The organism is Sphingomonas sp. 320_CC, from assembly GCF_059691795.1.
Map to the genome: position 1 here is coordinate 1,259,937 of NZ_JCAWAE010000001.1, position 12,732 is coordinate 1,272,668.

At 65.4% G+C, this 12,732-nt stretch carries 8 protein-coding genes; 2 read left to right on the forward strand and 6 right to left on the reverse strand.

Going from position 1 to position 12,732, the window contains the following annotated elements:
* Window positions 1-5 precede the first annotated feature (5 nt).
* Window positions 6-1,169 (reverse strand): endo-1,4-beta-xylanase, encoded by a 1,164-nt coding sequence (locus tag AC59GX_RS05865; protein WP_426280600.1) that lies wholly within the window; start codon window positions 1,167-1,169, stop codon window positions 6-8.
* Window positions 1,170-1,338: 169 nt separating this feature from the next.
* Between AC59GX_RS05865 and AC59GX_RS05870 the strand changes: the two genes are divergently transcribed.
* On the forward strand, window positions 1,339-2,673 hold the full coding sequence (locus AC59GX_RS05870; RefSeq protein ID WP_426280599.1) for a chloride channel protein: 1,335 nt from the start codon (window positions 1,339-1,341) through the stop codon (window positions 2,671-2,673).
* Here the strand turns inward: AC59GX_RS05870 and AC59GX_RS05875 are convergent.
* The 4 genes from AC59GX_RS05875 to AC59GX_RS05890 all read right to left on the reverse strand — a co-directional run bounded on the left by AC59GX_RS05875 (window position 2,670) and on the right by AC59GX_RS05890 (window position 8,019).
* On the reverse strand, window positions 2,670-4,250 hold the full coding sequence (locus AC59GX_RS05875; protein WP_426280598.1) for a L,D-transpeptidase family protein: 1,581 nt from the start codon (window positions 4,248-4,250) through the stop codon (window positions 2,670-2,672). The two genes, AC59GX_RS05870 and AC59GX_RS05875, sit on opposite strands and share 4 nt — an antisense overlap.
* Window positions 4,251-4,328: 78 nt before the next feature.
* Window positions 4,329-5,309 (reverse strand): MBL fold metallo-hydrolase, encoded by a 981-nt coding sequence (locus tag AC59GX_RS05880; RefSeq protein ID WP_426280597.1) that lies wholly within the window; start codon window positions 5,307-5,309, stop codon window positions 4,329-4,331.
* 38 nt (window positions 5,310-5,347) lie between these two features.
* On the reverse strand, window positions 5,348-7,270 hold the full coding sequence (locus tag AC59GX_RS05885) for a S9 family peptidase (RefSeq protein ID WP_426280595.1): 1,923 nt from the start codon (window positions 7,268-7,270) through the stop codon (window positions 5,348-5,350).
* Window positions 7,271-7,479: 209 nt separating this feature from the next.
* Window positions 7,480-8,019 (reverse strand): hypothetical protein, encoded by a 540-nt coding sequence (locus AC59GX_RS05890; protein WP_497301209.1) that lies wholly within the window; start codon window positions 8,017-8,019, stop codon window positions 7,480-7,482.
* A gap of 222 nt (window positions 8,020-8,241) precedes the next feature.
* Here AC59GX_RS05890 and AC59GX_RS05895 point away from each other — a divergent pair, with 222 nt between their 5' ends.
* Window positions 8,242-11,469 (forward strand): TonB-dependent receptor domain-containing protein, encoded by a 3,228-nt coding sequence (locus tag AC59GX_RS05895; RefSeq protein ID WP_426280592.1) that lies wholly within the window; start codon window positions 8,242-8,244, stop codon window positions 11,467-11,469.
* Between the two features lie 194 nt (window positions 11,470-11,663).
* Here AC59GX_RS05895 and AC59GX_RS05900 read toward each other — a convergent pair whose 3' ends face one another.
* Entirely contained in the window at window positions 11,664-12,728 is a 1,065-nt protein-coding gene (locus AC59GX_RS05900; protein WP_497301210.1) for a hypothetical protein, read from the reverse strand.
* Window positions 12,729-12,732 lie beyond the last annotated feature (4 nt).

Below are 12,732 nucleotides of genomic sequence, written 5' to 3' on the forward strand. Positions count from 1 at the left end.
ACTTGCTAGCCGCGCGGTGCTGCCGCGGTGAAGGCCGCGGCGATTGCTGCGTGCATCGGCTTGGCGGAGAATGCGGCGTCGTATGGGCAGGGGCGGCGGCGAGCCTTGTCCTTGCGCGGCTCGAAACCCTCGATCCAGCTGTAGCGGTCGGTCATGCCCCACAACAGCACGTCCTTCAGCGCCGGGTAGGCGAACATCAGGTCTAGATAGCCGCGCGTGAAGTCGGCCACTCCCTGGTCGCGTGCGGCGACGTCGGCGGGGAGATTGTTGTCGCGGACGTCGAGTTCGGTGATGACGATGGCATAGCCCATCGCGGTGACGGCATCGATGAAACGACGCCATTCGCCTTCGAGCGCGGCGATCGTGGCGCGCGTGTCGGTGCCTTGCGTGACGAGGTGCGACTGGACGCCGAGCGCGTTGACCGGAACGCCGCGGGCCTTGAACCCCTCCAGCAGTTTGAGGACGCCGGCACGGTGCTGTGCGTTGCCCGGCTCCCAGCTCATATAGTCGTTATAGACGAGTTGCGCGTGCGGTGCTGCGGTGCGCGCCGTGTGGAAGGCAAGGTCGAGCGTCGCCTCGGGGCTGCTGAGGGCGCGGGACAGGGCGGTCGTGTACAGCGTGCCGTCGGCGGGAGTGACGGCCTCGTTGACCACGTCGTAGCTGCGGATGCGCGTACCGTAGCGCTGGCATACCGTGGTGATGTGCCGGACGAGCAACTGTTCCGCCGCACGCGCGGGCGTCGCGCCGAAGTCGTGACTCTCTTCCCATTTCGGCATCCATTTCGGCTGGTGCCATAGGAGGTTGTGGCCGCGGACGGGCAGCGCGTTGGCATCGGCCCATGCCATCATCGCGTCGAATCGCGTGAAGTCGAAGGTCGTGGCGCTGGGGCGGAGGGCCTGCCACTTCATCTCGTTTTCAGGCACCAGCAGCCCGCAGTCGCGCTTCAGCAGTCTCGCATAAGCCGGATTGGCGAACGAGCCGCGGTCCGCGCCGGGTTCGCTCCACGCGAAACAGGAGCCGAGGCGCATGCCCTTGGCTGCTGCGAGCGACTGCAAGCTCCCGTCGGCGCCCGTCGGGCGCAGGATCGATCGCGCCTGAGCATTCGCCGTAGCGCCAGCAGCCGCGAGTCCCGCCAGCATGCCCAGTCCGTCCCGCCGTGTAATGTCCACGAAGCATCCTCATTATATTTTTGTGATAGCGCTATCGTTGTTAGATATCGGGACGATGTCAATCGCTTACCGGGCCGCCAAGGCCTGCGCGCCGCCAGGTTGCAGGCGGGTGACGCAGGCGGGTGATGGGGCGGGTGACGTGGCGGGCGGCATGAACTAGATCGACATCATGCCTGGGCTCTTCGATCATCTTATGCCGGCGAAACGCTGGACGCCGTCGCGGTACCGTGCGTTGCTGCGTGCACGGGGGCCACGGTCCGTGCAGTTCCGCACTCGTGCGGCGATCCTGACGGGCGCGATCCTGATCGGCGTCGTCGCGACGCTGTTCGCCGAAGCGGCGGATTGGGCGGCGGGGGTGTTCGCCGGGTACGCGCAGAGCTGGCACTGGCTGCCGCTGTTGACGACGCCGCTGACGTTCATGGCACTGGTCTGGCTGACCCGGCGGTACGCGCCGTTCGCGCGGGGATCAGGTATTCCGCAGGTGATCGCGGCACAGGCCGATCCGAACGAGGCGACGCGGACGCTGATCTCGCCGCGGACCGTCGCCGCCAAGGCCGTGCTGACGATCGGCGCGGTGCTGGGCGGCGCGTCGGTCGGGCGCGAGGGGCCGACCGTCCAGCTTGCCGCGGCGGTGATGGGCGCGACGCACCGGCTGGTCCGCGTGCCGTTGCGGGGCGGCGTGCTGATCGCCGGTGGCGCGGCGGGGGTCGCAGCCGCGTTCAACACACCGCTCGCCGGGCTGTTGTTCGCGATCGAGGAACTGGCGTCGGCGTATGAGCAGCGCGTGACGCTGCTGGTCCTCGCCGCGATCGTCATCGCCGGGATGGTCGCGCAGTCGGTGCAGGGCGACTACATCTATTTCGGTGCGATCGGCGCGCATATGCCGTTGCTGTCGGCGCTGCTGGTAGCGCCGGTTGCGGGAATCGCCGGCGGGATGGCGGGCGGCCTGTTTTCCCACACGTTGCTGGCAATGGCGCAGAGCCGCAACCGCATGACGACCTGGACCCGCGCCAACCCGGTCAAGTTCGCGGGAGCGTGCGGTGCGGTCGTCGCGGTGCTGGGCGTGTTCACCGGCCTGACCTGGGGAACGGGCTATTCCGCGGCGCGCGCGATGATCGTCGGTGTCGATGCACCCTTGTGGTTCGGACCCGCGAAGTTCGTCGCGACCGCCGCGACCGCGATCGCGGGGTTGCCCGGCGGAATCTTCGCGCCGTCGCTCGCCGTCGGGGCCGGGGTCGGCAACTTGCTCCGCGAAGTGTTTCCCGGCGAACCCGCAAGCGCGATCGTGATCCTGGGGATGGTCGCGTATTTCGCGGGTGTCGTCCGCGCGCCGCTGACTGCGGTCATCATCCTGTCGGAGACGACCGCCAGCCGCGGGCTGATGCTGCCGATGTTCGCAACCGCGTTCATCGCCGATGCGGCCAGCCAATGGGTCTGCCGCGAGAAGCTGTACCACGGGTTGTCGAAGACGTTCGCGATGCCCGCAACGCCGAAAGTCCCTTAGGGCCCGATATCGATCGCCTGCGCCTCGGCGCGTTTGGCGGATGCCTTGGCGAAGCCGAGTTGCTCCGCGATCGGATCGTTCCAACCGTAAGGATCGGTCCGAAACGCGATCTTGCCGGCATCGTCGACATAGACGTTGTGGTAGAGCAGCCGGACCGGGATGCGGCGGGGCAGGGGCACGAAGCTCGTCTCGCCCGAATCCTGCGCCGTCTGCCATGCCTCGCCGACGCCTTCGTCCTCCGCGAGGATCCGCGCGAACCCCAACGCATCCTCGACGCGGACGCAACCATGGCTCAGGTGACGCTGGCTGCGATCGAACAAGCCCGGCGCGGAGGTGTCGTGAAGATAGATCGCCTGATCGTTCGCCATGTCGAACTTGACCATGCCTAACGCGTTACTCGGCCCCGGCTGCTGGACGATCCAGCCATCGCGGACGACCATGTTGTGCGCGGTCAGATACTCCTCGCCGACATTGGCCATCTCGCCGTTCTGGATCGATTTGGGCACGGTCCAGGTGGGATTGGCAACCAGACGATAGATTGGCGACGACAGCGCCGGCGTCTCGCGGCCGGGTTCGCCGACGATCACCTTGCGCCGATCGATCATCGTGCCGTCGCGGTAATAGCGAAGCTGTGCGGCGGCGGTGTTGACGTCGATCCGCGTGGGCGGCGGCGTTCGCGCCAGCCACCGCCGCCGTTCGAGCCCGACCGCGAGCGCGCGCGCACGGTCGCCCGCACCCAGGTTCAGCACCTTCAACGTCTCGGGTCCGACCACGCCGTCTGCGGCGATGCCGTAGTCGGTCTGGAGCCCTTTCAGCGCCTCGGCCATTGCCTGCGTGTAGATCATTGGTGCCGGGGTCGTCGGCATGGTCGCTGTCGGCGAAAATGGCGTCGGTACGGGCGCTACGGCGAGCGGGTCGGTCGACGAGGGAAGATATCCGCTCTCCGCGAGCTGCTCGACGATCGTGGCGACACGCGCGTCGCGGTTGCCGACGCGGATGACGCCGGAGGGGATCGCCTGGACCGGCGTTGCGGTCGACGCCTTGGCGCTGAACGCGAGATACGCGTCGGAGAGTTGTTTATACTCGGCATCCTGCGGTGGGAGACCGTCGAACCATGCGACGAGATCGCCCTTGGCCAGCGCCCGCGACAGCCCGGTGGTAAGGTCGACCTTGGGGCGGGGCAGCGTGTAGACCTGATGCAGCGAGGCGGGGTCGACGCGGCCCTGTGCGAGTGCGCCGGCATAGTCGAGTGCCGCCTTGGTTCGCGCGCTATCGTCGATCGGCGCGGCGCCGTCAGCGGGGGCGGGAAGGAACTCGACCCGATCGAGGCCGTGGCGCGCACGGTCGGCAAGGATTTGATCGAAGGCCGCGATGTTTGCCGCAGTCCAAGCGGCCTTGGTCGGAGTGGCCTTGCCAACTGCCCTTGGTGCCGACTTCGATGCGGAGCGGGGCTGGCCTTCCGCGACGGCCTTTGTTGGGACGATGGGCTTCGGCGCGGGAGCAAATCCACCGAGCGCCAGAGCCAGGACCGGCATGCAACCCAGAGCGAGCTGCATCCGCAAAGTTCGTACTGTCATCGGTGGATAACGTTTGGACCGTTCGATGGGCTCACATTAGCGGCAGATTTCTCGGTTCCTGGGTTCGGCTCCCGTCGATCAGCCGAAATCGAAGACGCCGCCGGGTGGTGCCGCGACAAACTTCTCGCGGGGTATCGTCGCTGCGTCCAGCGCCTCGCCCAGCGCGATTTGCGGCGCGTCCCGTGCTTCGTCGGTCAGCTGGAACGTCCCCCAGTGAATGCCCAGCGCCTGTTTCGCGTCGACCTCGTCGAAGATCCGCACCGCCTCGGTGGGATCGACATGCTGCCCGGCCATGAACCAGCGCGGGGCGTAGGCGCCGATCGGGATCAGCGCGACGTCGGGCGCGCCGAGGCGCTCGCGAATCTGGCCGAAGATCGCGCCATTACCGTACGCGGTATCGCCTGCAAACCAGATCGCACCGGTGGGTGTGTCGAGCCAGTGTCCGGCCCATAAAGCCATCCGGACGTCGCTCGGCCAGCGGTTCGCCCAGTGATAGGCGGGGGTGATCGTGGTGGTGATGCCCTCGCCGATCGTCAGGCGGTCCCACCAGTCGCCGACGATGCAACGGGCGTCGGGCACCGCGGCGCGCAGGATCGTATCGTTGCCGAGTGGGAGTACGAACAGGGGCGTATGCGCCACCTGGAGCCTGCGCAAAGTGGTGACGTCGAAATGATCGTAATGGCAGTGGCTGATGAGGACGACGTCGATCGGCGGCAGGTCGTCGAAGGCGACACCGGGCGCCGCGACGCGCTTTGGCCCGGCGAACGAGACGGGGCTCGCGCGCTCCGACCAGATCGGGTCGGTCAGGATGTTGAGCCCGGCCACCTGGATCAGCATCGAGGCGTGCCCGATCATCGTGACGCGGATCCCGTCGACGCGCGCGTCGGGATTGGCCGGCGTGACCGGCACCGAGCGCGGCCATTTCGCAACACCGGGCGCCAGCTTCCACCGCAGCACGTCTTTCAGGCCGCGATCGGTCGGCGCCTGCCCCGGATTGAAGAACCGGAGACCATCGAAATGGTCGGACGGGGGACCCTGGTAATAACGGTTCTGCGGCATGCGCCTGCCTAGCCCGAAGCCCCCCGGCCGCCCAGACGCTACTTTGCGTTCTTCACGTATTTGTCGAACCACGCTATCGACCGCTGGCGGACGTCCGCGGACTGTTCGGGGCCCGTCACGCAGTGGCCGGCGTCGGGATAGATCACGAGGCTTACGGGGACGTTGCGATCCTTCAGCGCGTGCCACCATTCGATCGACTGGGTCGGCGGCACCTCGATATCGCGCTCGCCGACATAGATGAACGTCGGCGTCCGGGCGGTCTTCGCGTGATAGATCGCGGAGACGTCCTCATACGCCTTCATGTCGTCGTACATCGACTTGCCGAAGAACGGCAGCAGCCACTGGTCGATGCCGTTGGTGCCGTAATAGCTGACCCAGTTCGACAGGCCGGCGCCCGCGACGATGCCCTTGAAGCGGTTGGTCTGCGTGTTGGCCCACATCGCCATGAACCCGCCATAGCTGCACCCGCCAAGGCCGAGGCGCTTGTCGTCGACCGGGGCGACGCGTTCGACCGCATCGACGCCGGCCAGTACGTCGCGCAGGTCGCCACCGCCGAAGTCGCGCTTGTTCGCGGCGGTGAATGCCTCGCCTTGGCCGTAACTGCCGCGCGGATTGGGCAGGAAGACGTAATAGCCCGCCTTGACCAAAGCGGCGTTGAGCGAGGTCGGGTAGAGATAGCCGGGCGTCGAGGCCGCCGATGGGCCGCCGTGGACGATCGTGATCATCGGCGCCTTGCCGGCCGGCGCGGTGCCCGAGGTTGGGCGGGGCGCGAGGAGCCAGCCCTGAACGTCGAAGCCTTCGTTCTTCCAGCTGATGCTACGTGCTGTGGCAAGCGCGGGCATCGCGTCGTTGTCGTGCGTGATCTGCTTCACGCCCTGTCCCTGAGGGGCGAGCGGACCTGCGTAGATCGCCGGTGCGTGCTCGTAATCCTGGACCACGCCGGCAGCAATCCGCCCGTCCGCGGAGAACACGGCACGGCCATCGCCTGCGCTCGAGCTTGCCGGCTTGGCAAAGCCCGGCACCACCGGTTGGCCGGGGGTGAGCGTGCCGAACTGCATCTGGTCGCCGGCCAGCGTCACCGTGCGCAGGCCACCGCGGGTCCAGGCGATCGTCGTCACCGTCGACTTGGCGCCGCCGGTGACGTTGCGCGGCGTGCCGCCCTCCAGCCCGACCGTGAAGACGTCGCCGCCGATCGAGCCGAAATCGCTCATCAGGCCGCCCACATAGGCGACGGTGCGGCCGTCGGGGGACACACGCGGCTGGTTGATCTGCGTCGTCGGCTTGGCGATCGATCGGACCGCGCCGGTCTGCGCGTCGATCGCGTCGAGCGTCGCCACCCACCAATTGTTGTCGCCATTGCCGAGCGCGGTCGTCGCGACGAACCCGCGGCCATCGGGCGTCCAGTCATATTCGTAGACGTAGCGACCCGCAGGCGACAGTGGCGTCACCGTCGTCGTCGCCTTGGCGATATCGAACACGGCGAGGCGTTGCTCGTCGCTCTTCTCGTCGATCTCGCCGATCATCCTGACGCCGGCCTGCGTCGCGCCCGATTCCTTGGCCGCGCCGAGCGTCACCAGCAGCGCGATCCGCTTGCCGTCGGGCGACACGCGCGGCGTCTGCGCGATACCGGCGATGGTCGCGACGGTGCGCGTCGCCTTGGCGTCGGCATAGGTGAGCCTGACGTTACCCGCCGCGGTGTCGCGGACCAGGAATATCAGGTCGCCGTTGGGCGCGAAGGTCAGCCCCGCATAGCTGCACGTCGCACAAGGATCGATCGTCCGCAGCACGTGCCCGTCGGCGACGCTGCGGAGGGTTATGACACCGTGCGCGCCGCTGCTTTCAATGGTCGCGGTGCGATCGCCGGCGGGGGACAGCGCGAGCCCGCCATATTGGTGAAGCGTCTGCGCGGACGCAGGCACGGCGGTCGCGAGGAGAAGGGCGGCGGTGACGGTAAGACGCATCGGGGGCTCCGGCAGAACAGCGGTTGCCCCTGCTTAACGCGTGGCTGTCCTGCGGCAAGCCGGTGTCGTGACTACGCCGTTCAAAGACCTCGCGCCGCGGCCGCCCGGCTTCCGTAGCGGGCCGAAATCGTCCGTGATCGCGGGTTCGTACCTGCTAGCTCGGGCAGTGAAATCCAAGAGACGCGCTTGGGCTTATTTTGCCACAGTCACTAGCGCTGACGCTTCACCAAAACCGGTCGTTCGCCGTCGATCAACGCTTTGAACCCGCCGAAACCAGACTGCTTGATGATGACCGCGGTGCCGGGGCGCGGTGCGAGCGTCAGAGGCTCGATCGTCTCCCACGCCGTATTGTTGGCCAGCTGGATTAGGAAACGCGCGTAACTTGACGCCCTTACACCGGTGATCGTCGTCTTCACCTCGGTAACCCTCGTGAGCCGGTCGGCCTCGCCGCCGCCAAGGGGGTTTTTTGCCGCATCTGCGAGCCCGAACCGCTGCTGTTTACGCTCGACGACGGCCGCGCGGTCCAGCGCCAGCAAACTGCCGGACTTGCGCGCGCTCGCTATCTCGCGAGCGGCTGCGTCGAAGCACGACAGCCGAGCAGCATCGGTCGCAACCTGCTGGCATTCCGCAAGAACGTCCAATGTTCGCGACGAGGTCCGATCGGGGGCGGCGGTTGCCGGTTCACCGCAGGAGACGCCCGCCAGAGCGAGGAGTGCAAACGGAACGCAATAGGCACGCAAATCACGCATTGGACTACCTCGAGACGAATAAAGGAAAGAATCTATCGGCCGAGACCGGCGGGGGACACTATGTTGCGCTTATGTCACGCTAATGTCGCAAACGGAACTCAAAAGGTCCGAATCGACGATATTCATTGCGGTGCGGTAATAGCGATCGATACACCCCTCCCAGAGCCGGTTCTTTTTCCGGGGGCAAATGCACGGCGATACGCCGGCAACAAGGGGGCTAATATGACATCTGCTGCTCGTGCACACCTGCTTGCGACCACGCTGCTCATGGGAGCGGCGACGCTTGCCACGCCAGCGTTCGCGCAAGTCCAGGGTGACAATTCGGGGATTCGCGCTGGGGGCGCGACCGCGACCCAAGCAACCACGCCGGGCGCGAATGCCCAGGGCGAAGTCGGCATGACGACGTCCGAAGCGGCGCCGACCACCGAGAACAGCCAGGGCGACATCGTCGTCACCGGCTCGCTGATCAAGAATCCGGCGCTGATCGCATCGGCGCCGGTTCAGGTCATCGGCCAGGAGGAAATCCAGCTTCGCCAGTCGAACACTGCCGAAGACATCCTGCGCACCCTTCCAGGTGCCGTGCCGAGCATCGGTTCGGCCGTGAACAACGGCAACGGCGGCGCATCCTACGTCGATCTTCGCGGCCTTGGTTCGTTCCGTAACGTCGTGCTGCTCGATGGCAACCGTCTGGCACCATCGGGCTTGGTCGGTCGCGTCGATCTCAACAACATCCCGCTCGCACTCGTCGAGCGTGTCGACACGCTGACCGGCGGCGCAGCGACAACATACGGCGCCGACGCAGTTGCAGGCGTCGTCAACTTCATCACCCGCTCGGACTTCTCGGGCCTTGACGCATCGGTCTCGAACCAGATCACCGAGCGTGGCGACGGTTCGTACTTCCGCGGCGACATCACGATCGGAGCGAACTTCGACGACGGTCGCGGCAACGCGGTATTCTCGGTCGGCTATCAACAGTCAGACCCCGTCTATCAAGGCGATCGTGACTACTCGATCAACAACGTGAACTCGTTCAGCGGTGCACTCGGCGGTTCGGGTACTTCGGTCCCCGCAAGCCTTACCGGTACTCGGACGCTGGTGAACGGCATCGCCAACACGGCGCCGCTATATGTCCAGACCGGAACGACGGCAGCAGGCGTTCCCATTCTCGCGTTGAACCCAGGCGGCATGGCCAATCGTGGAAACAGCCAGATTGGCTCGAACGGGCAGGCCGTTGCAGCTTATGCGCCGTTCAATTTCAACCCGTACAACATCTTCCAGACGCCGTTCGAGCGTTTCAACATGTACGGTGCGGCGCACTACGACGTTTCCGACAACATTGAGGTCTATACGCGCGGCCTGTTCTCGAAGAACACCGTGCAGACCATCGTGGCGCCATCGGGTTCGTTCGGCTCGCAGCTGGTTGTGCCCCTCAGCAATCCGTACCTGCCTGCCGCGCTCCGTACTCAGCTCTGCGCTGCCAACATTGCACCGACAACGCTCGGCGTAACTGCAGCTGGTGCTTCGGTTGCCGCTCAAACTACTTATACGCCGCGCTTTACACCAACGGAATGCGCGGCCGCCGCGATCGCGACAAGCCCGACGGATCCAAACTTCCGGACTGCGACGACGACCCTGTCGCGTCGTACTCCAGAAGTCGGTCCGCGTATCTCAAACTTCCAAACCACGATTTTCGATTATCGAGCCGGCGTTAAGCTGGGCATCACCGAGGGCATCAAGCTGGACGTGTCGGGTGGTTACGGTGAATCCGAGAACACGCAGACGCTGCAGGGCTACGTCCTGACGTCGCGCTTGCGCTCGGCAGCGTATGCTACAAACACCACGACCTGCCTGGCTGGCGCTCCCGGGGGTGCTGCGCTCGGTGCAGGGACGGGTTGCGTTCCCGTTAACCTGTTCGGCGCGGAGGGGACGCTCACGCCAGCGCAGGTTCCCTACCTGCTCGGCGAGAGCACCACGACGATCAAGACATCGCTTGCTCAGGCTCGTGCAGTATTGAACGGCGACTTCGGCTTCGCATCGCCGTTCGCAACCGACTCGGTCGGTTTCGCGGCCGGTTCCGAATATCGTAAATATCGTGCGTCGCAGCGCTCGGATACGCTGGCTCAAACGGCTGGCGAACTCGGTGGCGCCGGTGGTGCTGCTCCGAATGTCGATGGCGGGTATGAGGTTGTCGAGGGTTTCGGCGAAATCATTGCGCCGCTCGTCCAGGATAAGCCTTTCTTCCAAAGTTTGACGTTGGAAGTCGGTGGGCGCTATTCGCACTATAAGGTGCTCGTTCCCACCTCGCCGACCTACAATACGACGACCTACAAGGCTGGTGGTAGCTGGGAGCCAGTTGTCGGCGTAAAGCTGCGTGGGAACTATCAGCGTGCGGTTCGCGCTCCGAACATCAGCGAACTGTTCTCACCGCTGACCACCGGACTGACCAATCTGGCGACCGATCCATGCGCTGGGACCGCGCCTGTTTCGAACGTCGTGTTGCGCAACGTCTGCGTAGCGCAGGGCGCACCGGTCAGCACGATCGGGACGATCCAAGCGGATCCTGCTGGTCAGCCGAACGTCACGACCGGCGGAAACCTCAACGTCCGGCCGGAAAAGTCCGACTCGTACACGTTTGGTGTTGTTCTCCAGCCTACTCAGCTGATCCCGGGTTTCTCGGTCACGGTCGATTACTACAACATCAAGGTGAAGGGCGCGATTTCGAGCCAGACGCCTGACGATGCGATCAACGCCTGCTTTGGTCCTTCCTTGAGCGCGGCTAGCGCAACTTCAGCTGCCTGCACTGTCATTCGCCGTAATCCGGCGACGGGCAATCTCTACGGCGATAGCGCCACTACTCCCGGCCTGTTCTCGCCGCTGTCCAACCTTGGCCAGATCAAGACGGACGGTATCGATCTCGGCATCAATTATCGTCGCGATATCGGATTTGCGAAGATGGCATTGTCGTTCCAAGGCAACTGGACGCATGACTCCAAGTTCCAAGCAACGCCAACCTCGATCAACCGCGAATGCACCGGCTATTATTCGGTCAGCTGCGCATCGATCCAGCCGGAGTTCTATTGGAATACCCGGGCGACCTTCACGTTTGCCGACAGCGTCGATGTATCGCTCATGTGGCGCCATATCGAAGGTGTTAAGCAAGAGCCTTACGACGTGACGGACGGTAGCGGTCCTGCATTCGCAGGTACGTTCGGCGGCGACACGGTCAACTTCGGTCGCATCAAGGCGCACGACTATTTCGATCTGACCACGCGTATCGCCGTTGCAGAGAACTTCGACTTCACCGTCACGGTTCAGAACCTGCTCGACAAGGAGCCGCCGATCGTTGGTTCGACTGTTGGTTCGACCTCGTACAACAGCGGCAACACCTATCCGTCGACGTACGACGCGCTGGGCCGTCGGTTTGCGGTCGGGGCACGACTGCACTTCTAGGATCGCGACGATCCGATCTTGGGGCGGCTCTTCGGAGTCGCCCTTTTTGCCTGTGGGGGTCGTGAATGGGGTCGCAACCTTCGTGCCGCGGGGTCGGCTGGTTGGCGCGAAGGAGGACGCTGCGTCAGTTTGACGTGACGGGGTACGCAGGATCCCGGCCATCGGCGGCGTACACCTTCCGCGCCGATTTGTGCTCAGTCGAGCTGCGGCGCGGGTGGATCGAGTGCTACGCCGGCCCCGCGGGCGACCGCTTCGGCCCAGGCCAGCACCTTGTCGATTTCCTCGGCATGGAATGCCGCACCGTCGATCTGTTCGCGCGTGCGGTCGGCAGCACGGTACGCCTTGCCGTCCTTGGCGTTGCGCCCGAACGCCTCGCTTGCCGCCAACGCGTCGATCGTCGCGGGATCGTCGGCCAAGCCGAACAGGGTACAGAGCGCGGCCAGCGCCGGGCGGGGCGCGGCAAGCAGTGTCTCGCTCTGCAACGATCGCACGCGTCCCGGAAACCGCGACGCGAGCGCGGCGAACAGGTCGGCCTGCGCGATCCAGCCGACCGCCGCGACCTGCAGGTCGGTCAGCCTGAAATAATCCTCCGGCGTGAATCCAAGGTCGACCATGCCGTCCGCCAGCTGTTTGGCAAGCAACTCGCGTACCCACAAACGCCCCCACATGCCCTTGCGCGCGATCGACGTGAGGAAGACCCGCAGTGGCGCGTACAGGAGCACCGCCTGTGCCTCTGGACGAAGCGTCATCATCGTCGGAGCCAGTGCATTGACCACGTTGGACGGCTTCACGATCACCGCCTCGCCCGGCACGAATGCGCGCGACAGCAGCGTGAGTGCGCTGTCGAGCCGGTCGGCGACCTGTGCCGGGTTGCCGCCGCGGTGGCGCCAGCCGACAAGGTCGTTGAGAATCAGCGGTTCCTTCAGCGTCGACGCAAGTCCTGCACGGTCGAGGACCTGCGCGAGTAGGGTCGAACAGCAATAGGCCGAGTGGAAGATGAAATGAACCGGATCGATCCGCGGGATCATGGCGATCGCCTGCTGGCGGGGGACCACGACCGGCGCTGCCGCAGTCGGCAGGAATTCATCGGTCAGGAACGTCGCAGCACTTCGCATGGTGCGGTCCGCGGCGATCAGGTGAACTGCGTCGTGACCGGGATCGTAGCGATGCGCGAGCCATTGCGGGTCGGCGATCCGAGCGGCGGGGAGCGTGCCGGCGCCTATGTTATTAGTCGAAGGATATGGCGCAGAGATGCTCATGCGG

Coding starts and splice junctions, on each gene's coding strand:
- AC59GX_RS05885 (WP_426280595.1), bottom strand. CDS start 7,270: ATGCGTCTTACCGTCACCGCCGCCCTTCTCCTCGCGACCGCCGTGCCT.
- AC59GX_RS05870 (WP_426280599.1), top strand. CDS start 1,339: ATGCCTGGGCTCTTCGATCATCTTATGCCGGCGAAACGCTGGACGCCG.
- AC59GX_RS05880 (WP_426280597.1), bottom strand. CDS start 5,309: ATGCCGCAGAACCGTTATTACCAGGGTCCCCCGTCCGACCATTTCGAT.
- AC59GX_RS05890 (WP_497301209.1), bottom strand. CDS start 8,019: ATGCGTGATTTGCGTGCCTATTGCGTTCCGTTTGCACTCCTCGCTCTG.
- AC59GX_RS05900 (WP_497301210.1), bottom strand. CDS start 12,728: ATGAGCATCTCTGCGCCATATCCTTCGACTAATAACATAGGCGCCGGC.
- AC59GX_RS05875 (WP_426280598.1), bottom strand. CDS start 4,250: ATGACAGTACGAACTTTGCGGATGCAGCTCGCTCTGGGTTGCATGCCG.
- AC59GX_RS05895 (WP_426280592.1), top strand. CDS start 8,242: ATGACATCTGCTGCTCGTGCACACCTGCTTGCGACCACGCTGCTCATG.